The 21,690-nt window shown below is 69.7% G+C and carries 22 protein-coding genes; 7 read left to right on the top strand and 15 right to left on the bottom strand.

Annotated features, from left to right (window positions below):
- Window positions 1–478 precede the first annotated feature (478 nt).
- The 6 genes from rbfA to rimP all read right to left on the bottom strand — a co-directional run bounded on the left by rbfA (window position 479) and on the right by rimP (window position 6,296).
- A complete protein-coding gene (gene rbfA / locus FPZ12_RS13650) occupies window positions 479–946 on the bottom strand; it encodes a 30S ribosome-binding factor RbfA (RefSeq protein ID WP_144762619.1) in 468 nt (155 codons plus the stop codon).
- A 16-nt stretch (window positions 947–962) separates the two neighbouring features.
- Entirely contained in the window at window positions 963–1,256 is a 294-nt protein-coding gene (locus FPZ12_RS13655; protein ID WP_144762616.1) for a DUF503 domain-containing protein, read from the bottom strand.
- A gap of 62 nt (window positions 1,257–1,318) precedes the next feature.
- Window positions 1,319–4,279 carry a translation initiation factor IF-2 gene (gene infB, locus FPZ12_RS13660; protein WP_150980317.1) on the bottom strand — a complete coding sequence of 987 codons (2,961 nt, stop codon included), beginning with the start codon at window positions 4,277–4,279 and terminating at the stop codon, window positions 1,319–1,321.
- Window positions 4,280–4,396: 117 nt separating this feature from the next.
- Window positions 4,397–4,735: a YlxR family protein gene (locus FPZ12_RS13665; protein ID WP_144761127.1), complete on the bottom strand. Its 339-nt coding sequence runs from the start codon at window positions 4,733–4,735 to the stop codon at window positions 4,397–4,399.
- A gap of 23 nt (window positions 4,736–4,758) precedes the next feature.
- Entirely contained in the window at window positions 4,759–5,787 is a 1,029-nt protein-coding gene (gene nusA, locus FPZ12_RS13670) for a transcription termination factor NusA (RefSeq protein WP_144761130.1), read from the bottom strand.
- Window positions 5,784–6,296 carry a ribosome maturation factor RimP gene (gene rimP, locus FPZ12_RS13675; protein ID WP_144761133.1) on the bottom strand — a complete coding sequence of 171 codons (513 nt, stop codon included), beginning with the start codon at window positions 6,294–6,296 and terminating at the stop codon, window positions 5,784–5,786. Before rimP ends, nusA begins: the two co-directional genes overlap by 4 nt.
- Window positions 6,297–6,436: 140 nt before the next feature.
- Here rimP and FPZ12_RS13680 point away from each other — a divergent pair, with 140 nt between their 5' ends.
- Entirely contained in the window at window positions 6,437–7,312 is an 876-nt protein-coding gene (locus tag FPZ12_RS13680) for a ferritin-like domain-containing protein (RefSeq protein WP_166462734.1), read from the top strand.
- Between the two features lie 7 nt (window positions 7,313–7,319).
- On the opposite strand, the gene FPZ12_RS13685 is transcribed toward FPZ12_RS13680, so the two are convergent.
- From FPZ12_RS13685 to FPZ12_RS13695, 3 genes are read right to left on the bottom strand one after another with little or no spacing between them, the layout of a single operon-like run.
- A complete protein-coding gene (locus FPZ12_RS13685) occupies window positions 7,320–7,952 on the bottom strand; it encodes a hypothetical protein (protein WP_144761139.1) in 633 nt (210 codons plus the stop codon).
- A gap of 33 nt (window positions 7,953–7,985) precedes the next feature.
- Window positions 7,986–9,008 (bottom strand): aminotransferase class V-fold PLP-dependent enzyme, encoded by a 1,023-nt coding sequence (locus tag FPZ12_RS13690; RefSeq protein ID WP_144761142.1) that lies wholly within the window; start codon window positions 9,006–9,008, stop codon window positions 7,986–7,988.
- 25 nt (window positions 9,009–9,033) lie between these two features.
- Window positions 9,034–10,542, bottom strand: coding sequence for an ArnT family glycosyltransferase (locus tag FPZ12_RS13695; RefSeq protein ID WP_144761146.1), 1,509 nt, complete (start codon window positions 10,540–10,542; stop codon window positions 9,034–9,036).
- Window positions 10,543–10,676: 134 nt separating this feature from the next.
- Between FPZ12_RS13695 and FPZ12_RS13700 the strand changes: the two genes are divergently transcribed.
- Both FPZ12_RS13700 and FPZ12_RS13705 read left to right on the top strand, forming a co-directional pair.
- The gene (locus FPZ12_RS13700) at window positions 10,677–11,435 is read left to right on the top strand and encodes a rhomboid-like protein (RefSeq protein WP_208025842.1); all 759 of its coding nucleotides are present in this window, start codon (window positions 10,677–10,679) and stop codon (window positions 11,433–11,435) included.
- A gap of 11 nt (window positions 11,436–11,446) precedes the next feature.
- Window positions 11,447–12,232 carry a tyrosine-protein phosphatase gene (locus FPZ12_RS13705; protein WP_144761149.1) on the top strand — a complete coding sequence of 262 codons (786 nt, stop codon included), beginning with the start codon at window positions 11,447–11,449 and terminating at the stop codon, window positions 12,230–12,232.
- Here the strand turns inward: FPZ12_RS13705 and FPZ12_RS13710 are convergent, their stop codons facing one another.
- The 5 genes from FPZ12_RS13710 to cysD form a co-directional block, all read right to left on the bottom strand.
- The gene (locus FPZ12_RS13710) at window positions 12,233–12,862 is read right to left on the bottom strand and encodes a dihydrofolate reductase family protein (protein WP_144761152.1); all 630 of its coding nucleotides are present in this window, start codon (window positions 12,860–12,862) and stop codon (window positions 12,233–12,235) included.
- Between the two features lie 69 nt (window positions 12,863–12,931).
- A complete protein-coding gene (locus FPZ12_RS46005) occupies window positions 12,932–13,528 on the bottom strand; it encodes a DUF5684 domain-containing protein (protein ID WP_208025843.1) in 597 nt (198 codons plus the stop codon).
- A 331-nt stretch (window positions 13,529–13,859) separates the two neighbouring features.
- Window positions 13,860–14,351 carry a pyridoxamine 5'-phosphate oxidase family protein gene (locus tag FPZ12_RS13720; RefSeq protein WP_144746074.1) on the bottom strand — a complete coding sequence of 164 codons (492 nt, stop codon included), beginning with the start codon at window positions 14,349–14,351 and terminating at the stop codon, window positions 13,860–13,862.
- A complete protein-coding gene (cysC, locus tag FPZ12_RS13725; RefSeq protein ID WP_144746073.1) occupies window positions 14,351–16,168 on the bottom strand; it encodes an adenylyl-sulfate kinase in 1,818 nt (605 codons plus the stop codon). Before cysC ends, FPZ12_RS13720 begins: the two co-directional genes overlap by 1 nt.
- Window positions 16,168–17,073, bottom strand: coding sequence for a sulfate adenylyltransferase subunit CysD (gene cysD / locus FPZ12_RS13730; RefSeq protein ID WP_144746072.1), 906 nt, complete (start codon window positions 17,071–17,073; stop codon window positions 16,168–16,170). Before cysD ends, cysC begins: the two co-directional genes overlap by 1 nt.
- A gap of 59 nt (window positions 17,074–17,132) precedes the next feature.
- On the opposite strand from cysD, the gene FPZ12_RS13735 reads away from it, so the two are divergent.
- Genes FPZ12_RS13735 through FPZ12_RS13750 form a run of 4 tightly spaced genes read left to right on the top strand, consistent with a single transcriptional unit; the run spans window position 17,133 to window position 20,731 of the window.
- Window positions 17,133–17,603, top strand: a complete 471-nt coding sequence (locus tag FPZ12_RS13735) for a nuclear transport factor 2 family protein (protein ID WP_144746082.1) — start codon at window positions 17,133–17,135, stop codon at window positions 17,601–17,603.
- A gap of 28 nt (window positions 17,604–17,631) precedes the next feature.
- Window positions 17,632–18,795, top strand: coding sequence for a hypothetical protein (locus FPZ12_RS13740; RefSeq protein ID WP_144746071.1), 1,164 nt, complete (start codon window positions 17,632–17,634; stop codon window positions 18,793–18,795).
- Complete coding sequence (locus FPZ12_RS13745; RefSeq protein WP_144746070.1) at window positions 18,795–19,571, top strand: SDR family oxidoreductase; 777 nt, start codon at window positions 18,795–18,797, stop codon at window positions 19,569–19,571. The genes FPZ12_RS13740 and FPZ12_RS13745 overlap by 1 nt, the downstream gene beginning before the upstream one ends.
- Window positions 19,568–20,731, top strand: coding sequence for a sulfotransferase family protein (locus tag FPZ12_RS13750; protein ID WP_144746069.1), 1,164 nt, complete (start codon window positions 19,568–19,570; stop codon window positions 20,729–20,731). Before FPZ12_RS13745 ends, FPZ12_RS13750 begins: the two co-directional genes overlap by 4 nt.
- Here FPZ12_RS13750 and FPZ12_RS13755 read toward each other — a convergent pair.
- Complete coding sequence (locus FPZ12_RS13755; RefSeq protein WP_144746068.1) at window positions 20,644–21,657, bottom strand: asparaginase; 1,014 nt, start codon at window positions 21,655–21,657, stop codon at window positions 20,644–20,646. The two genes, FPZ12_RS13750 and FPZ12_RS13755, sit on opposite strands and share 88 nt — an antisense overlap.
- Window positions 21,658–21,690: the final 33 nt, after the last annotated feature.

The raw sequence follows: 21,690 nt of genomic DNA on the forward strand, positions 1-21,690 counted from the left end.
CGCGGTAAGCAGCGTCAGTTGTGTATAAGAGACAGGGTGTCCCCAGCTTTCGTTGCCGGGCGGCGGTTTTTGTCGTGGGGCGGTTGGCGAAGTGGATCCGCTCCTACTTCCCCGTCACCACGCTGGCTCGGCCCGGCGAGCGGGAGCCGCCTCTACTCCTCAGCCCGCGCCAGCTCGGCCTGGCAAGCCGGAGCCCACCACTCCCCAGCCTCCATGCCAAATCAGCCCGGCTAACCCGAGCCGCGCCAACTCCCCCGCGCCAAACTCGGCCCGGCGAAAAAGATCCGCCCCGCCCTCCAGCCCGCGCCAATTCAGCCCGGCAAACCGGAGCATCCCCAGTCCCCAGCCTCCGCGCTGGCGCGGCCCGGCAAACCCGGGCCGCGCAACTCCCCCGCGCCGACTCAACCCGGCGAAGCCGAGCATCCCCGCGACCCCAACCCGCGCCACATCAGCCGACCAAACCGAGCCGCCCCGGCCGCTACTCCTCCTCGCCGTCCTCCGCGTCTTCCTCGTCTTCGCGGGGGGCTCGGTACGGGTCCGGGTCACCGGCGTGCTGGGCACCGGCCGAACGGCGGGCCACTTCGGCGTCGGCCTCGCGGGCTTTCGCCAGCAGGTCCTCGATGTGCTGCGCCGTCTCCGGCACCTTGTCGGCGACGAAGGTGAGCGTCGGCGTGAAGCGGACACCCGTGCCTTGCCCCACCTTGCTCCGCAACACCCCGCGCGCCGAGTCCAGCGCGGCGGCCGCACCCGCGAAATCCGGTGCCGCTTCGAGGCTTTCCCCCAAAACCGTGTAGTACACGGTGGCGTCGTGCAGATCCGCGGTGACCTTCGTGTCGGTGATCGTCACGTAGCTCAGCCGCGGGTCCTTGATCTCGTGCTCGATGGCCGAGGCCACGATCTGCGAGATCCGCTTGGACAGCCTCCGCGCGCGTGCCGGATCGGCCATCACACATCCCTACTTTCTAGTCTTCCGGTCCGAACAGCCGACGGCGCGCGGACAACAGCTCCAGTTCCGGCCTGCCCGCGACCAGGCGTTCGCATTCGTCGAGGACGTCACGAACATGGTCACCGTCCGCGGCGACCACCGCGACCCCAATCAGCGCCCTGCGATGCAGATCCTGATGCCCGGCCTCGGCGACCGACACCTCGAACCGCTTCCGCAGCTCCGCGACCAAGGGCCGCACCACCGAACGTTTCTGCTTGAGCGAACGGACATCGCCCAGCAGCACGTCGAACTCATACGCACCGACGAACATGGTCTCCTCAGAGAGTGCGGGGGCCGGTCCGCTCCGGACCGGCCCCCGACACCAACTCACCCTTACGCGCGCGGCTTCTCGCGCTGTTCGTAGGTTTCGACGATGTCGCCGACCTTGATGTCGCTGTACGACCCCAAAGTCAGACCACACTCGTACCCGTCGCGCACCTCGACCACGTCGTCCTTGAACCGCCGCAGCGAGTTGACCGGCAGGTTCTGCGCGATCACCACGTCGTCCCGCAGGAGGCGGGCCTTCGCGTTGCGGCGGATCTCGCCCGAGGTGACGAGACAGCCGGCGATGGTGCCGAACTTAGAGGACTTGAAGACCTCGCGGACCTCCGCCTTGCCGAGCTCGACCTCTTCGTACTCCGGCTTGAGCATGCCCTTCAGAGCCTGCTCGATCTCCTCGATCGCCTGGTAGATCACCGTGTAGTACCGGACGTCGACGCCCTCGCGGGTGGCCCGCTCGGTCGCCTTGCCCTGCGCCCGCACGTTGAACCCGAGCACGATCGCGTCGGACGCGGTCGCCAGGTCGATGTCGGACTCGGTCACGCCACCGACACCGCGGTGCACCACGTTCAGCTCGACCTCGTCACCGACGTCCAGCTGCAGCAGCGCCGCCTCGAGAGCTTCGACGGTACCGGAGTTGTCACCCTTGATGATCAGGTTCAGGGTGGACGTCTCCTTCAGCGCGGAGTCCAGGTCCTCCAGGCTGACCCGCTTGCGCCGCTGCGCGTTCATGGCGTTGCGGATCCGGGCCTGGCGCCGCTCGGCGATCTGCCGCGCGACCCTGTCCTCCTCGACGACGAGGAACGTGTCACCGGCACCCGGCACCGAGGTGAACCCGATGACCTGCACCGGCCGCGAAGGCAGCGCCTCCGTGACGTCCTCGTTGTACTCGTCGACCATGCGCCGCACACGCCCGTAGGCGTCCCCGGCGACGACCGAGTCGCCGACCCGCAGCGTGCCGCGCTGCACCAGCACGGTGGCCACGGGACCGCGGCCGCGGTCGAGGTGCGCTTCGATCGCGACGCCCTGGGCCTCCATGTCGGGGTTGGCCCGCAGGTCCAGCGCCGCGTCGGCGGTCAGCAGGATCGCCTCGAGCAGACCGTTGATGTTGATGTTCTCCCGCGCGGAGATGTCGACGAACATCGTCTCGCCGCCGTACTCCTCGGCCACCAGCCCGTATTCGGTGAGCTGCTGGCGGATCTTCTGCGGGTTCGCACCTTCCTTGTCGATCTTGTTCACCGCGACCACGATCGGCGCCTTGGCCGCCTGGGCGTGGTTGATCGCCTCCACCGTTTGCGGCATGACGCCGTCGTCGGCGGCGACCACCAGCACCGCGATGTCCGAGGAGCTCGCGCCACGCGCACGCATGGCGGTGAACGACTCGTGACCCGGGGTGTCGATGAACGTGATCAGGCGCTCGTTGCCGTCGAGCTCGGTCTCCACCTGGTAGGCACCGATGTGCTGGGTGATGCCACCGGCTTCACCTTCGCGCACCTTCGTCTTCCGGATGGTGTCCAGCAGGCGGGTCTTACCGTGGTCGACGTGACCCATGACGGTCACGACCGGCGGCCGGACCTGCAGGTCCTCCTCGTCACCGGCGTCCTCGCCGTAGGTGATGTCGAAGGTCTCCAGCAGCTCGCGGTCCTCCTCCTCGGGGGAGACGACCTGCACCTGGTAGTTCATCTCCGAGCCGAGCAGCTCGAGGATCTCGTCCGACACCGACTGCGTGGCCGTGACCATCTCACCGAGGTGGAACAGCACCTGCACCAGCGAAGCCGGGTTCGCGTCGATCTTCTCCGCGAAGTCGGTCAGCGAGGCACCGCGCGGGAGCCGGATGGTCTCGCCGCTGCCCTTGGGCAACCGCACGCCACCGACGCTCGGCGCCTGCATGTTGTCCATGTACTCCTGGCGCTTCTGCCGCTTCGACTTGCGGCCCTTGCGCGAGGGACCACCGGGACGGCCGAAGGCACCGGCCGTGCCACCACGGCCACCGCCGCCACGGCCGCGGAAACCGCCGCCGCCCGCGGGGGCGCCGCCACCGGGACGGAAGCCACCGCCGCCGCCACCGCCACCGGGGCCGCCGCGGAAACCGCCGCCGCCACCGCCACCGCCGGGACGACCGCCGCCGCCACCGGGACGACCGCCGCCACCGGGACCGCCACGAGCGCCACCACCGGGACCACCGCGGCCACCACCGGGCGCCGGCCGCTGCGTGCGGCCGGGCATCATGCCCGGGTTCGGGCGCGGCGGCATGTTGCCGGGGCTCGGCCTGTTGCCGCCACCGGGACGCGGTGCCTGTGCCGGCCTGTCGCCACCGGAACGCTCGCCGCCCGGACGCTCGCCACCGGGGCGCGGGCCACGGTCACTGCCGGGGCCGGGACGCGGCGGAGCGGGCCTCGGCGCGGGCGAACCCGAGCCGACGCCGAACGGATTGTTGCCGACCCGCGGGGTACGCGGACCGGGCTTGGGGCCGGCGGGCTTGGGGCCCTGCGGCTTCGGCGGCACCACGGAACCGCCGCCCTGCTGGGACGACGGGGCGGGGCCGGGACGCGGAGCCTGCTGCTGTTGCTGCGGCTTCGGCTCCGCCTTCGCGGCCGGAACCTGCGGTTTCGGCTCGGCGGGCCGGGGCTGCTGCGCCGGCTTCTGCTGCTGCGGTTGCTGCTGCGGCTGCTGTTGCTGGGGCTGCTGCGCCGGGCCGGGACGCGGCCCTGGGCGCGGACCGGGGACCGCGTTCGGGCGCGGACGGTCCTGCGAGCTTTCCTGCTTGGGCGCTGCCGGAGCCTGCCCGTTCCCGCCCTGCGCGGGGCCGGGGACCGGCTTGCGGCCGCCCTGCTTACCGCCGGACTTGCCGCCACCGGCGGTGAACGCGTCCCGCAGCCGCCGGGCAACGGGTGCCTCGACGGTGGAGGACGCGGACTTCACGAACTCGCCCTGCTCCTTGAGTTTGGCGAGAACTTCCTTGCTTGTCACACCGAGCTCTTTCGCGAGCTCGTGCACACGGGCCTTGCCTGCCACTGCTCTCCTCAACTGGGGAGGCCAGCCAGGCGGTAAGGACCCGCTGACCTCGTCCTATCGTCGCGCGTTCATGGCTTCAGCTTCACGGCTGACTCATGACGGGTCGACCTGCTTCCTTCATTCCGGTCGAGCGAGGGAGGTTCCCCCACCCACAGTTCGTTCGGCGTGCGGCTCGAGACGCCTCCGCACGGCCTGGACGCCGAGCGTGCCCGGAACCCGTAACGCCCGGGGAAACGCCCGCCGCCGCTCGGCCTTGGCCAGGCATCCGGGATCGGGGTGCAGCCAAGCACCCCGGCCCGGCAACCGCCGACGCTCGTCGACGACCACCTGCCCGTCCTTCGCGACCACTCGCAGCAACTCACCGACCGAAGCCCGTTTCCGGCACCCCACGCACGTGCGGACCGGGGTTTCCCGTTCCTTGGCGCGCGCGTCCTCCGGGTACGGCCTTCGAACCACGTTCGAGTTTAGCTCGTGCCCTGTCACTCAGCCGAACCGGTTGTTGCCGCGCGTGGTGTGTCCTCCGCCTCGTCGTCCCCGGCGGCGTCGCTGCGGATGTCGATCCGCCATCCGGTGAGCCGCGCGGCGAGGCGGGCGTTCTGCCCTTCCTTGCCGATGGCCAGGGACAACTGGAAGTCGGGCACGACGACGCGGGCCGTCTTCGCCCGTTCGTCCACCACGCGCACCGACACAACCTTGGCCGGGGACAAAGCATTCCCGACGAAGCGGGCCGGGTCCTCGGAGTAGTCGATGATGTCGATCTTCTCCCCGGCCAGCTCGCTCATCACGTTGCGCACCCGCGCGCCCACCGGGCCGATGCACGCGCCCTTGGCGTTGACGCCGGGCACCGTGGAGCGGACCGCGATCTTGGAGCGGTGCCCCGGCTCGCGGGCGACGGCGGCGATTTCGACCGTGCCGTCGGCGATCTCGGGCACTTCGAGCGCGAACAGCTTGCGCACCAGGTTCGGGTGCGAGCGGGACAGCGTGACCTGCGGGCCGCGGCTGCCGCGGGACACCGTCACCACGTACGCCTTGATGCGGCTGCCGTGCGCGTAGGACTCGCCGGCCACCTGCTCGGCCGCGGGCAGCACGCCCTCGATGTCCCCGATCTGCACCACGACCATGCCGCGGGCGTTGGCGCGCGCGTCGCGCTGGATGACGCCCGCGACGATCTCGCCCTCCTTGGTGGAGAACTCGCCGTAGGTCTTCTCGTGCTCGGCGTCGCGCAGGCGCTGCAGGATGACCTGGCGCGCGGTGGTGGCCGCGATCCGGCCGAAGCCCTCCGGCGTGTCGTCCCACTCCTCGTCGACTTCGCCGTTCTCGTCCAGGGTGTGCGCGAGCACGCGCACGAACCCGGTCTTGCGGTCGATGTCGATCCTGGCGTGGGGCTGATGGCCCTCGGTGTGCTTGTACGCGGTCAGCAGCGCGGTCTCGATGGCCTCGATGACCGTATCGAAGGGGATGTCCTTGTCCCGCTCGATCGCCCTCAGCGCGGCGATGTCGACGTTCACTCCGACTCCTTCCCGGCCGCGTCCTCTTCAAGCAGCTTGAGGTCCTCCGTCGGCGGTTGCTTGAACTCGATTTCGATCACGGCTCTGGCCACGTCGCGGAACCGCACCTCACGGATCTCCCCGTCCACGAGCACGCGCGCCGACTCCTCGCCGGCGTGCCCGACGCGGCCGAGGAAGGCCGCGCCCTCGTGCGGGCTGATCTTCACCAGCCGGTACTTCGCCCGCCGCCAGTGCCTCGGCCCGCTCAGCGGCCGGTCGACGCCCGGGGACGTGACCTCGAGCGTGTAGGCCCCGGCGATGAGGTGCTCGTTCTCGTCGAGCGCGGCCGACACGGCCCGGCTGGCCTCGGCGATCTCGTCCAGGCCGACCCCGTCGTCGGAATCGACGACGACCTTCACCAGCTTGCGCCGCCCGGCTTGCTGGACGTCGAGCGCGTCGAGGTCGAAACCCGCGCCGGCGACGGCCTCGGCCACGATCGGCTCGAGCTGGCCGGCGAGTTCTCCTGGCACCTTGGCGCTCTCCTGTTTGTTCCGCGATGGTCAGTGGTGGTCAAGCTTATCTTGCTTGCCCCCGTCACCGCCCGTGGTCACTCCCGGGACTGGCAGACTGGCGCCCCGTGAGCTTCCGTACCCGTCGTGACGTCCTGCGAATGAGCGCGCTGGCGGCCCTGGCCGTCCCGCTGGCCGCCTGCCAGACCGGCTACTCCGACGAGCCCGATCCGCTCGCCCTGCTCGCCGAACAGGCCAAGGCGGACGCGGCCGCCGCGAACGGCGTGGGCGGGGATCTCGGCAGCCAGGTGGCGACCGTGCGCACGGCGCACGCGCAGGCGCTGCAGGCCGAAGTGGACAGGCTGAACCGGCCGAAGTCCTCGGTCCAGGTGGTGACGCCGTCGGGCTCGGGCACGGCCGCGCTGAAGGAGCGTCTCGCCACTGCGCGGGAGCAGGCGGAGAAGCTGGTGCCCACGTTTTCGCGCTACCGGGCCGGGCTCGTGGCCGCGGTGGCCGCGGGCTGCGCGGGGCTGCAGCAGCTGGACGACAAGCTCGGCCCGGGCACGGATCCCGGCACCGTCACGGCTTCGGCGTCGACAGTCCCGAGCGACGCGGTGTCGCCGTTGCAGAAGGCACTGGACGCCGAGCACGCGGCGGTGTGGGTGTACGCGCTGGTGAGCGCCTTCCTGCCGAGCAACTACACGGCGGGCGTGAGCGACGGGGCCGACGAACACCGCAACCGCCGCGACGCGTGCGTGCGGATGCTGGACGCCGTCGGCGCGACACCGGACGGAGCGGAGCCCGCGTACATCACGCCGAAGCCGGTGACGGACGCGACGTCGGCGAAAAGCGTTGTGGCGAGCGCGGAAGCCGACACGGCCGCGGCGTGGCGCGGCGTGCTGGAGGGCACGGACGACGAGAACCTGCGGAAGGTGGCGCTCGTCGCGCTGCTCGGCTCGGCCCGCCGCGGTACACGCTGGCGTCAGGCCGCGGGCGAGTCGCCCGCCGCCGTGCCCATGCCGGGCGCGGCGGCCTGAGCCCCGCTCAGCCCGTACGCAGCTGCGAGGAGAGGTCGAGCGCCTCGTTCGCGACGCGGCCGATCGTGGCGTCGTCCTTGTGGTCGCCGAAGAAACCGGCCAGCACGACCGTCACCTGGTTGCTGGTGAGGCGCGAGGCGTATTTGCCGGTGTAGAGCTTCGGCGCGTCGGCGATTTTCGCCGTGCCGTCGCGGACGAGGTCGTTGACGTTGCCGGTGTTGTCCCCGTCGAGGATCGTCTTGAGCTGCTGGGCGTCCGCGGGCGTCGGCATCGTCACCAGCACGACCGAAACGAGCGCCTTGTTCCCGCTCGCCGTCGTGTCGTACAGCGCGCGGGACAGGCCCTGGCACGGGTGCTCGGAGAAGTACTTCTTCACCGACGCCGTCGACTTCCCGGCGCAGTCGGTCGACGCGACGGGGCCTTCGGCGGGCGTGAAGGTGAACTCCTTCGCCGGCGCCTGCGCGACCGGCGTGGCGCCGGAATCGTGCTGGATCAGCCACCAGACCAGCCCGGCCACGACCGCGACGGCCACCAGGCCGAGGCCCTTGAACAGGGGGCCTCGGGTCTTGTTCCGGCCGGCGGGGATCCGGGGCAGCGGCGCGGTGTCGCCACGGGCCGGCGGATATTGCGGAGCAACCACGAGCCAGTACGGTACCGGGCCACCCGGCCGGACTCACCCCACAGCGTGGAGAACCCGTTCTACATCACTCTCGGTGTTGTAGAGGTGGAAGCCGAGACGCACCTTCCCGGCACGGGCGCTGGCCTTGATCCCGGCCTCGGCGAGGCGGGCCGGATCGGCCTCGATCGAGACGATCGCGCTGCCGCGTTCGGCCAGGCCAAGCCCCCTGAGCAGGGAATCCGCCAGCCCGGCGCAGTGATCCCGGACGGCCTTGAGGTCGAGGGAGTTCAAGTACTCGAGCGCGACCGCGGCGCCCGCGTGCGCGAACCAGACCGGTGACAAGTCGTATCGGCGCGCGCCTTCGGCCTGCCGCAGCGGCATCCCGTACAGCGCGTCCCACTGCCCCTCGCTCGCGTACCAGCCGGCAGCGACCGCCCTGCCGGTGTGGACCGCGCGCGGATGCACGGCCAGCCACGCGGAGCCGCGCGGGGACAGCAGCCACTTGTAGCCGGCGCCGACGACCCAGTCCGCCCAGTCGAGCTGGAGCGGCAGCCAGCCCGCGGCCTGCGAGACGTCCAGCGCGACGGGGACGCCCGCCGCTTCGGACGCGGCCCGCAGGGCGTCGAGATCCGCGATCGCCCCGTCCGCGGACTGCACGACGGCGACGGCGACGAGGTCGTGCCCTTCGACGTGCTCCGGCAGCTCGGCGAGCGGGACTTCGTGGACGGTGGCGCCCGCGGCCGCGAAGGGGAACGTGACGCTGGTGAATTCTCCTTGCGCCGCAAGGATTTTCGCCCCCGCCGGGAGCCCGGCGGCGATGTTGGCGAACAGCTGGGAAGCGCTGGCCCCGATGGCGATCCGGTCCCCAGGGACGCCGATCAGGTCCCCGAAACCCTGCCGGGAGAAGGTGACCGGCTCGTCGAAGTCGGGTGGGGAGTCGGCGCCGCGGCGCCAGCGGTCGACCAGCCGGACCACCGCGTCCGCCACGTGCCGGGGCGGGAGTCCGATGCTCGGGGTGTTGAGGTAGCCGTCCGGGACTTCGAACTCACCGTTGCCCCAGGTTCTGTGGTTCGCCATGACGCCACTATGCCCACGGGCGGGGTCAGGCGCGATGCATTTGCTGCCAGAGCCGCGGCCACGGGGCGCGCGGAGCGTGGCACAGATAGACCGGGACGTTCTGGTTGACGTTGTCCGGTTTCGTGGCGATGCGGACCGTCGCCACCTGCCGGACGTCGCCGAAGAAACGGCTCAGCTGAGCCGGATCCGAGCCCGTGTAGAGCACCGGACCGGCGTCGGCGGGCGGTTCGCCGTTGTACCAGGAGCCGCGTTCCGGGCCGTACGCCGCGGGCAGACCCTGTTGCCGCCCGTAGAAGTCGAGCGCGCTGGCCTGCCAGTAGGTGTCGCCCATCAGCACGGCGTGCTGCTGTTCCGGTGGCGGCAGCTGGTGGTACGCGGCGGCGACCGTGTCCACGAGCTGCGGCCAGCCGTAGCTGCCGCTGGCGACGAAGTTGGTGTTGGTGATCGCGGAGAGCGGCTGGACGGGCAGCCCGGCGAACACCGAAACCGCCGCGGTGACCACGAAAACGGGCCACGTCGGCACCCAGCGCCACCACCTCGCGGGCCGGTGCTGCTCGATCCGTACGGCGGAAGCGGCGAACACCAGCCCGTACAGCCCGGAAACGTAGTAGTAGCGGCCGACGGTGACGATGAAGATCAGCGTCACGAGCAACGCCGTCACGCCGAGGAACCGGTACTTTTCCGACCGCAGGAGCTGCCAGGTTCCGTGGCACACGAGGAAAGCGCCCGCCGGCAGCCCGGCGAACACGATCGCCAGCGGGGCGAACAGCCCCGGCCCGCCCATGAAGCGGTTGACCTGCTCGGCGACGATCGCCTGCATGTCGAAGTAGGGCCAGCCGTTGCGCGCCTGCCACAACACGGTCGGCACGGTCACCGCGACGGTGATCACCGCGCCCACCCACAGCAGCGGGCGGCGCAGCAGTTCCCGCGGCCCGGTGATCAGCGCCGCGATCCCCAGCCCCAGCCAGAAGAAGACGATGAGGAACTTGCCCTGCATGGCCAGCGCGGTCGCCAGCCCGGCCAGGAGCAGCAGCCGGTCCTGCCGCGTGCGCAGCCAGCGCACGACGAGCCAGCACGTCAGCGTCCACAGGAACGGGTCGACGGTGTATGTCGCGAGCAGATGCCCGGAAGCCAGTAGCTGCAAGGAAGTGGCGAAGGCGGCCGCGGCGATCGCCTGAGCGCGCCTGCCTCCGCCCATCTCCCGGGCGATCAGCGCGGTCAGCACGATCCCGCCGACGGTGAGCAGCATCGCGGGCACGCGCAGCGCGACCACCGAACCGGGCGCGATGGTGTCCATCAGCGAGGCGAGCGCGGGCACCAGCCACGGGTTGTCGGCGTAGCCCCAGGCGAAGTGGTACTTACCGGATACGAGGAAGTACAGCTCGTCGCCGAAGTAGCCGAACCGGCCGGACAGCGCGAGCAACAGCACCCCGGCCGCGGCGGCGATACCGAACACGGGCAGCCGCGCGAACGACGGGAGCGATTCCCGCCCCTCGGTGACGGGCGCCTCGGGTGCTTTCGCCGGGGAATCCACGGGTCGGCATCCTAGAGCAGCGGCTCACCACGCTTTGTCCACACACGGAAACGCTGCGCGATCCCGGCCCCGCGCCGCACCCTTCAAAGCAGGTTCACAGGCCGTTATAAGGTTGAGACTTCACACTGGGATCCGTGCCCCAGGACTCGATCACGCGCCTCGGCCGCCCGCGCTGGACCACCCGGGCGGCCGTTCTGCTGCCCAGTCCCTCGGCCACGCCGTTCACGTTCTGGTACCTCGCGCTGCTGCTCGCGACCACGCTCGTGCAGCGGATGGTCGGCGAAACGGTGTCGGCGAAGCTGCTGGCGATGGCCAGCACGGACGCGCACAACCTGTGGCACCGGCCGATCCTGAGCCTGATCAGCAGCGCGCTGTGGATCGAGGACTCCGGCTGGCTGGTGTACGTGCTGATCTTCGCGCTCGCGGTCGCCCCCCTGGAGCGGCGGGTGGGCGCGGGCTGGACGTTCGCGGTGTTCGCCAGCGGGCACGTGCTCGCGACGCTCGCCACCGAGCTGCCGGTGATGTGGGCGCTGACCCACGGCTGGCTGCCGCACGCGGATTCGCGGTGGCTGGACATCGGGGTCAGCTACGGGTTCTTCGCCACCGCGGGCGCGATGGCGCCGGTCCTCGAACGCAGGCTGCGGTTGTGGGCGGTGCTCGCGATCGAGGTGACGATAGCCGTGATATACGTCACCGACGATCCCGGTTCGCTGCTGTCGATCGTGACCGTCGCGGGGCACGCGATCGCCGCGCATATCGGGATGCTGGGCTGGCAGCCGTGGTTGCGGCGGCGCGGGCTCGTGGGCACGCTGCGCCTGCCGCGGCGATCGGAGGCTCCGATCGAAGATCCGGTTCCCGCCGCGGCTCCCTTGGCCGACTCCGTGGCGCCGTGAACTATGGGGGCATGACCTCCTGGCTCGATCTCGAAGGGGCGGCGAACGCCCGCGACGTGGGCGGTCTGCCCACCACGGACGGAAACCGGACGGCTCCGCGGCGGCTGCTGCGCTCGGACAACCTGCAGGGCCTGACCCCCAAGGACGTCAAACTGCTCGTCGGCGATCTCGGCTTGAGCACCGTGGTGGACCTGCGCAGCAGTCGTGAGGTCGAGTTGGAGGGGCCGGGGCCGCTGCGCGCGGTGGGCTCGGTGCGGCACGTGCATTTGTCGATGCTGCCCGAGGTCGGCGACGCCACGGACGCGGGCGCGGAGGCGCTGTTCGCGCGCCGGGAGGCGACGATCGCCCGGTTCCCCGGCAACACGATGACCGCGCTGTACCTGGGATATCTGGCCGACCGGCCGGAGAACGTGGTGGCCGCGCTGCGCTCGATCCGGGACTCCGAGGGCGCGGCGATCGTGCACTGCGCGGCGGGCAAGGACCGGACAGGGGTCGTCGTCGCGCTCGCGCTGAGTGTCGCCGGGGTGTCGAGGGAGGACGTGATCGCCGACTACGCGGCGAGCGGCGAACGGATCGACGGCATCCTCGGGCGGTTGCGTGCTTCCGCCACCTACGCGCGGGATCTGGACAAACGCCCGTCGTCGGACCAGAAACCGCGCGCGGAAACGATGGCGTCGTTCTTCGACCAGGTCGACCGGCTCTACGGCGGCGTCCAGCCCTGGCTGACCGAAAACGGTTTCGGCGAGGCGGAATCGGCGGCACTGCGGGAAAAACTGCTGAGTCAGCAGCGCGCGTGATCACTTCACCCGGTACTTCAGGTGCGTCACGCCCGGGGCCTCGATCACCCGTACCTGCTCGAAGGTGAGCTGCGGCGGCACGTCGGCCAGCAGGCGCGAGCCGCCACCGAGGACGACGGGAACCACGTGCAGGTCCAGCTCGTCGACGAGACCGGCGGCGAGGGCCTGGTCGATCGTCCGTGCGCCGCCGTGGATCAGGATGTCCTTGTCCCCGGCGGCTTTCCGTGCCTGCGCGCAGGCGGCATCGATCCCGTCGCCGACGAAGACGAACGTGGTGTCCGAGACGGTGAGGGGCTCGCGCCGGTGGTGGGTGAGCACGAACGTCGGGACGTGGAACGGCGGATTCTCGCCCCACCAACCGGTCCACGTCTCGTCCCACGGCCCGGTGCCCGCGAACATGCCGCGGCCCATGATCCCGGCGCCGACGCCGGCCACCGCTTCCCGCATGACCTGGTCGCTGGCGTTGACCACGCCACCTTCCTCGCCGTGGCGTTCGCGGAACACCTCGAGCGCGACGGCCCACTCGTGCAGGCCCTCCCCGCCCTCGCCGAGCGGGTTCTCCCTGGTCTGCCGGGGCCCGGCGACATACCCGTCGACGGAAACCGAAATGTCGGCGCGCACCTTGCCCATCGTTCCTCCCGTGTCAGCGGTTCCGGCTGTCACGGGGGTAGACACGCGCGGCAGCGCGAACTCACCGGTTCACCACTGGCCGGGCGGCTGCTGGCCTGGGTAGGGAGGTTGGCCGGGGTATGGGGGCTGCTGCTGGTAGGGGTTGCCCGGGTACGGCGGCTGCCCGGGGTAAGGCTGGCCGTACGGCGGCTGTCCCGGGTACGGGGCCTGGCCGGAGTAGGGCGGCTGGCCCGGGTAGGGCGGGTCCTGCTGGTACGGGCCGCCCGGGTAGGGCGGCCGCCAGTGGGGCGAACCGGCGGGGCCGAGGTAGCGGGACGAGCCGAAGCCGAGGATCGGGATGCAGATCCAGCTGAAGAACACCGTCAGCACGCCGAACCCGGTGCCGTGCCCGAACGACCGCGCCAGGTCGATGTAGATGATGAACAGCAGCACGACGTTCACGAGCGGGATGAGCATCAGCAGGATCCACCACCACGGCTTGCCGACCACGCGCAACAGCACGATCGTGTTGTAGATCGGGATGATCGCGGCCCAGCCCGGTTGTCCCGCCTTCGAGAACACGCGCCAGAACGCGGCGATCATCAGTACCGAAAATGCCAGCCCGATGAGGCCGATCGCGATCAACGCTCCCGCGCCGAGCGTCGCGTGGTACTCGTAGTGAAACACGAACGGTCCTTCCCCTCAGCGATGACGCGGACAGGGTAAGGGCCATTACGCGGCGGGACCACGCGGAAAACACAGTATGGAGTCAGTGGTGGCGGAATTCACCCGGAATGGTGTCGCATTCAGGAAAAAACCGCCCCACTGTGGCCGTTGATCACGAACGCACCATTGTCCAGAATGGTCCTCCCGAATTCGGTTTCCCCGAATAGACTCGCGGCGCCGGCGGGATCCAGGCGGTTGATTCCGGGCAATCCGGGAAAGCCGGGTATCGGTTTCATCGAGGATGATTTACCCGGCGCGATGCCAAGGCTCCGCCAGTCAGGCCGCACCTAACTCAAGGCGCCGTGCTCCCCGCCACCGGCATCGCGGGCAGGCCGAGTTTGTGGTGGTCCCACGATCGCGTGCGCCGCACATCCAGCCGCACCACCAAGCGTTTCGCCATCATGTACTCGACCGCCGGCTTGACTTCCTCGCTGTACGGGCCGTTGTAGCGCTCCCACACGCTGACCCCCACGCGCCAGATCTCGTCCGGGTCCTCGCTGATCACCGCGCGCCCCTCGAACGAAACGCCGCGCAGCGAGTCGTACGTCCGGCCGTCTTCGATGAGACAGCTCATCCGGTCGTCGCGCCGCAGGTTCTTCACCTTCTGCGACTTCGCCTTGGTTTCGATCCAGATCTGCCCGTCCAGCACGGCATACCACATCGCCACGAGGTGCGGGAACCCGTCCGGCCCCAGCGTCGCGATGGTGGCGGTGCGGCTCCGCTCGACGAACTCCGCGATCTCGGCGTCGGTCATCCTGATCTCCGCCCGCTGGTTCGTGCCCATCAGCGATCCAAAAGGGCCAGGACGGCCGAGGCCATCGCGGTCGGGTCGCCGTCGCCGGGGCGCAGCACCAGCTCCGGGGCGGCGGGTTCTTCGTACGGGTCGTCGATCCCGGTGAACCCGCGGATCTCCCCCGCCCGCGCCTTGGCGTACATGCCTTTCGGGTCACGGGATTCGCACACCTGCAGCGGTGTGTCCACAAATACCTCCACAAAGGACAGTCCAGCGCTCTCGTGCGCCGCGCGCGCACGCGCCCGGTCCACCCGATAAGGGCTGATCAGCGACACGATCGCGATCAGGCCGGCGTCGGCGAACAGTTTCGCCACTTCCCCGACCCGGCGCACGTTCTCGGCGCGGTCGGCCGCACTGAACCCGAGATCAGCGTTGAGCCCGTGGCGCAGGTTGTCGCCGTCCAACAGGTACGCGGGACGCCCCGCCGAAACCAGCAGCCGCTCCAGTTCAACGGCCACAGTGGACTTTCCGGACGCCGAAAGTCCCGTCAGCCAAACGGTTTTCCCCTGCGTCGACCGCTCGTCACGGGACACCGCGGCCGAATGCCACACCACCCGGGAGGCAGGCAGGCTCGGACCGGTGATCATGCCCGCCGCGACGGTGTTGTTCGTCGCGTTGTCGATGAGGATGAAGCTGCCCGTCTCCCGGTTGCGCCGGTACGGATCGAACAGCACCGGCTGCCGTGTCCTGATCCGCACACGGCCGATGTCGTTGAGGGACAACGAATCCGCCTGCTCGCGGTGCAGCGTGTTCACGTCGAGCCGGTAGTCCAGCGCCGCGACCTCGGCGGTGGTACTGCGCGTGGTGTGCTGCAGGGTGTACGTCCCGCCCACGCTCAGACTGCTCGGGTCCGCGAACCAGCACACCATCGCGTCCAGATCCTGACCCGTGTGCGGCCGGTTTCCCGGGCGGCACAACAGATCCCCGCGCGCGATGTCGAGCTGGTCCGCCAGTTCCAGCGTCACCGCCTGCGGCGCGAACGCCCGCTCCAGCGGCCGCCCGCCAGGGCCCCACACCGAACGAATCCTCGTGCGGTGCCCCGACGGCAGCACGAGCAGCTCGTCACCGGGACTGAACACCCCGCCCGAGATCGTGCCGGCGTAGCCGCGGAAATCGGTGTGCCGGATGACGTACTGCACCGGCAGCCGCGCGTCGATCAGGTTGCGGTCGGAGGAAATGTGCAGCTCTTCGAGGTGGTGCAGCAGCGGACTGCCCTCGTACCACGGCATGGTCGCCGATCGGTGCACGATGTTGTCCCCGTGCAGCGCCGAAACCGGGATGAACGTCAGGTCGTGGATGTCGAGTTTCGCCGCGAACGCACGGAACTCGTCCCGGATCTCGGCGAACCGCTCCCGCGAGTACCCGACGAGGTCCATCTTGTTGACGCACAACACCAGGTGCGGGATGCCGAGCAGGGTGGCGAGGAACGCGTGCCGCCGGGACTGGTCGAGGATCCCGTGCCGGGCGTCGATCAGGATCAGCGCGCAGTCGGCGGTGGACGCGCCGGTCACCATGTTGCGCGTGTACTGGATGTGCCCCGGCGTGTCGGCGATGATGAACGTCCGCCGCGGCGTCGCGAAATAGCGGTGCGCCACGTCGATCGTGATGCCCTGTTCCCGTTCGGCGCGCAGCCCGTCGGTCAGCAGCGCCAGGTTCGGGTAGTCCTCTCCCCGGTCCCTGCTGCTGCGCTCGATGGCCGCCAGCTGGTCCTCGAACAGGGTTTTCGAGTCGAACAGCAGCCTGCCGATGAGCGTGGACTTGCCGTCATCGACGCTCCCCGCGGTCGCGATCCTCAGTAACGGGGCCATCAGAAGTACCCTTCCTTCTTGCGGTCTTCCATCCCCGCCTCGGAAATCCGGTCGTCGGCGCGCGTGGCCCCGCGTTCGGTCACGCGGGTGGCCGCGGTTTCGGCGACAACGTCGGCCGGGGTCGCGGCGGTCGACTCGACGCATCCGGTGCACGTCGCGTCGCCGACGGTGCGGAAGCGCACCTGCGCCTCGTAGGGCTCTTCGCCGTCCAGCAGGGTGAGGTGCCGGGTGTGCGCGAGCAGCATCCCGTCGCGCTGCACGACCTGGCGCCGGTGCGCGAAATACAGCGGTGGCAACGGGATCTTCTCCGCCGCGATGTAGGACCAGATGTCCAGCTCGGTCCAGTTCGACAGCGGGAACACCCGGATGTGCTCGCCGCGCTTGTGCCTGCCGTTGTAGAGATGCCACAGCTCGGGGCGCTGGTTGCGCGGATCCCATTGCCCGTACTCGTCGCGGAACGAGAACACCCGCTCCTTCGCGCGGGCCTTCTCCTCGTCACGCCGCGCGCCGCCGAACACGGCGTCGAAACCGTGTTCCCGGATGGTCCGCAAAAGAGTCACCGACTGCAACCGGTTCCGGCTCGCGCGCGGGCCCGTCTCGGCGACCACGCGCCCGGCGTCGATGTCGTCCTGCACGCTGCCGACGACGAGCCGGACGCCTAGCTCTCCGACGGTGCGATCGCGGAAGGCGAGCACCTCGTCGAAGTTCTCCCCGGTGTCCACATGCACCACCGGAAACGGGATCGGCGCAGGCCAGCAGGCCTTCGCGGCGAGGTGCAGCAGGACGACGGAATCCTTGCCGCCGGAGAACAACAGCCCGGGCCGCTGATGCGTCGCCAGCACCTCGCGCACGATGTGCACCGACTCCGCCTCGAGCGCATCAAGATGCGACAACTCGTAGGTCACCTGGAAAAAATTAGAACACGTTCTTGCCTTCGGTCAACCGCCGGAGGATGCTGTTCGGCATGGACCTCGTCGCGCTCGAAGAGATCAAACGCGTGAAGTACCGCTATCTCCGCTGCGTCGACCTGAAGCAGTGGGACGACGTTGCCGACACGTTCACGGCCGACGCTGTCGCCGACTACGGCACGCCCGCCAAGGGCGACTCCTCGCCGCTCGAAGGCCGCGACGCGATCCTCGCCTTCCTGCGCCAGAGCCTGGACAACGATCTGATCACCACGCATTTCGCGGGCCAGCCCGAGATCGAGATCGACGGGGACACGGCGACCGGGACCTGGGCGTTCCAGGACAAGGTGATCTCGGTCAAGCACGGCGTGGTGATCGCCGGCGCGGCGTTCTACGAGGACGCCTACCGCCGTGACGAGGACGGCCGATGGCGGATCGCGCGCACCGGCTACACCCGCACGTACGAGCTCACCGCGTCGCTGAAGGATCTGCCGAACCTCAAGTTCACCGCGCACCGGTGGGCCGAGTAGCCAGAACGCGTTCCAGTCAGGAGAGAGAGTGCTGACCCGTTCCTTCGCCGAAGCCGTCGAAGCCGCCGAAAAGATCATCGAGGAAGCGCCGTTCGTGCGCACCGAGCAGGATCTGATCGAGGGCTACGACTACCTCGCCGGCAGCATCCGGGCCTCGCTGCAGCTGGCCTGGGCCTACGAGCGCGACTTCCCCTTCTTCGCGAACTCGACCAACCAGGGCACGAAGATGGGCCTCGACAACCCGGACACGCTCTACTACCACTCGTACCTGCGCCCGGACGCCGAGTACGTCGTCACCGGGAAACGGGGCAGCACAAGGGATCTGAACTTCCAGGTGCTCAACGGCGACTACTCCCCCGTGGACGTGCCCGACAGCCTCACCGCGTTCGACGACCGCGAGATCGACATCGAGCCCGACGGCAGCTTCGAGATCCGGTTCGGGCCGGGCAAACCGGGTCGCAACTACTTCCCCCTCGGCGCGGACGCGGCGATGCTCATCGTCCGCGAGTGCTACAGCGACTGGGCGAACGAGCAGCGCGGCACGATCCGGATCCAGCGCGCGGACAAGATCGGCCAAGCCCCGCCGCCGCTGGCGAAAAGCACGCTGGAGAAGCGCTACAACGTGGCCGGGAAGATGCTGACCTCGCGGCTCAACACGTTTCTCGCCTTCCCGAAATGGTTCTACCTCAACCTGCCGGTGAACACGATGACCGAGCCGCGCCAGACGCCGGGCGGGCTGAGCACGCAGTTCTCCTCCGCCGGGCACTACGAACTGGCCGACGACGAGGCCATGATCGTGACGGTGCCCAAGTCCGACGCGCCGTACCAGGGCATCCAGCTGGGCAGCCTCTGGTACGTGTCGCTGGACTACATCAACCACCAGACGAGCCTGAGCGCCGACCAGGCCCGCGTGGACGAGGACGGGAAGATGCGGTTCGTGATCAGCGAACGCGACCCCGGCGTGGCGAACTGGCTGGAGCGCACGGGACACGACCGCGGTTACGTGCAGATCCGCTGGCAGCGCGTGTCCCACGACGTCCCCGAGGACGACGGCCCGGAGGTCGAAGTGGTTCCGGTGGACGAGATCCCCAAGCGGCTGGCGTATTACGACCAGGCCAGGGTGACGCCGGAGGAATGGGCAGACCGGATCGCGGCCCGTCAGGCCGCCGTGGCGACAAGGATGCTCGGCTGATGCTGTTGCGGGACAAGGTGGTCGTGGTCTCCGGGATCGGTCCCGGGCTCGGCCGGTCGATCGCCGTGCAGAGCGCGCGGGCCGGCGCGGACGTGGTGCTGGCTTCGCGGACGGAATCGCGGCTGACGGAGGTGGCGAAGGAGGTCACCGACCTCGGCCGCCGTGCCGTCGCGGTGCCGACGGACATCAACGACGAGTCCGACGCGGAACGGCTCGTGTCGTCCACTTTGGACGCCTTCGGCCGAGTGGACGCGTTGGTGAACAACGCTTTCGCGATGCCGCCGATGACGGACCTGGTGAAAGTGGACGTCGACCAGGTGCGGCAGGCGTACGACACCAACGTGTTCTCGGCGCTGAAACTGACGCGGCTGTTCGTGCCCGCGCTGGAGGAGTCGCGCGGGTCGGTCGTGATGATCAACTCCGCGGTGCTGCGGCATTCCCGGCGAACCTTCGGCGCGTACAAGATGACCAAGTCGAGTCTGCTGGCGCTGGCGCAGAGCCTGGCGACGGAGCTGGGCCCGCGCGGGGTCCGGGTCAACTCGGTGGCGCCCGGCTACATCTGGGCGGACAACCTCAAGTTCTACTTCGCTTACCTGGCACAGAAACGCGGGATCACGGCGGAGGAGGTCTACGAGGAGACCGCGTCGACCATCGACCTGCGGAAGCTGCCAGAGCCCGACGAAATCGCCGACGCGGTGGTGTTCCTGGCGTCGGAGCTGGCGCGGGCGATCACCGGGCAGTGCCTGGACGTCAACGGCGGGGAGTACCACGCATGATCGGCCGCGACGATGTGGGCACGATCGACGACCTGCACGCTTCCGCGACGCGCTTCTGCGGCCTGGACGACTTCGGTGACGACGGGTACCGCGAAGGGCTCGAAGTGCTGCTGGAGTCCTACAAGCGTGACGCCCAGCTGACGCCCTTCGGGAACAAAATCAACCGCGCGTTCCTTCGCGGCGCCCTCGTGGCGCGGCTGCTGAGCGAAGCGGCGTGGAAGCAGAACCCGTCGTATGCCGATGTGCCGATCGAGCGGCCGATCTTCGTGACGGGGCTCCCCCGCACCGGCACCACGGCGTTGCACCGGCTGCTCACCGAGGATCCCGGGCATCAGGGGCTCGAGGTGTGGCTGACGGAGGTGCCACAGCCGCGGCCGCCACGGTCGACGTGGGCGGACAACCCGGTGTTCCAGCGGATCCAGGCCGGGTACGAACAGCATCACGTCGAGCGGCCGGAGTTCCTTGGGCTGCACCATTCTTCGGCCGAGATGGTCGAGGAATGCTGGCAGCTGCTGCGGCAGTCGGCGAAGTCGGTGTCCTACGAGTGCCTGGCCTACCTGCCGACGTACTCGGAGTGGCTGGCGCGGCAGGACTGGACGGATGCCTATGCGCGGCACCGGAAGAACCTGCAGCTGATCGGGCTGCCGGACAAGGACCGGCGGTGGGTGCTGAAGAACCCGAGCCACCTGTTCGCGCTGGACGCGCTGATGGCGGTGTACCCGGACGCGCTGGTGATCCAGACGCACCGCGCGCCGAGCACGATCATCGCGTCGGTGTGCAGCCTGAACGAGCAGGCGACGAAGGGCTGGTCGACGGCCTTCCACGGCGAGACGGTCGGGCGGACACAGCTCGAGCTGTGGGCTCGGGGTGCGGAAACGTTTGCTGCGTCACGGGCCCGATACAACCCGGCGCAATTCCTGGACGTCGACTACGCCGACTTCGTCAGCGACCCTATCGGGACCGTGGAATCCATCTACCGGCACTTCTCGTTGCCACTCAGCGACGAAGCCCGAACCGCGATGACCGACCTGCACACCCAGAGCGTGACCGGCGCCGGACGCCCCTCACACCACTACACCCTCGCCGACTTCGGCCTCACCACTAAAGAAGTCGACGAACGCTTCGCCAACTCCTCCCCCACCCGCTCCGGATCCCGGTGATACCGCGCGATCAACGCTGCCAGCAGAATCCGGGCCTGTGACGGGCGAAGCGCACCGGTCGGCACGGCGCCGGCCTCGATGAGGTCGGCGCCACCGCCGTTGCCGTAAAGCCCGGCGACGACTCCTTCGTGCACCCGGGTCGACAACGCGACGACGATGCCGGCGTCGGTGAGCCTCGACACGGCGTCGCGGAAAGCGAGGTTCCCGTTGCCCGCGCCGGTGGCTTCGAGCACGATCCCGGCCGCGCCCGCGGCGACCACGGCGTCGAGTGCGGCGGTGTCGGCGCCCGGGTAGATCGGCACGATGTCGACGCGGACGCCGCTGAGGTCCTCGAGGTCGAAGGCCGGGAAACGCTCGGGCGTGGCGACGAACGTGACGTCGCCTTCGCGGAGGTAACCGAGCGGGCCCGCGCCGGGCGTCGTGAACGCTCCGGTGGCGACGGTGTGGGTCTTGCGGGTGCCACGGGCGCCGAACACGCTGCCGTCGAAGGAAATCAGCACGCCGCGCCCGCGCGCTTCCGGCGAAGCGGCGATGGTGATCGCGTCGGCGAGGTTGCGCGGGCCGTCGGTGTCAGGCGCGTCGGCCGGGCGCTGGGCGCCGGTGAAAACCACGGGGCGCTCGTCGTCGTGGGTGATCTCGGCGAGGAAAGCGGTCTCCTCCATCGTGTCCGTGCCGTGCGTCACCACCACGCCGAGCACCGACTCGTCCGCCAGCGCCGCGCGGATCGTCCACACGATCCCGGCCATGTCGGACGGGGTGAGCAGGTAGCTGCCGACGCACAGGACGTCCCGCCCCTCGATCGGCACGCCGACGTCGAAGGGCAGCCGCGCGAGCAGCGCCCCGGCGTCGTCGCTGGCGACCGCGCCATTGCTGCCCGCGCGCGACGCGATGGTCCCGCCCGTCGAAATCACGACTACTCTGTTCACCCTCTCTTGCTACCCATCCGCGTACCGGATCCG

Source organism: Amycolatopsis acidicola, from assembly GCF_007713735.2.
Lineage (GTDB): Bacteria > Actinomycetota > Actinomycetes > Mycobacteriales > Pseudonocardiaceae > Amycolatopsis_E > Amycolatopsis_E acidicola.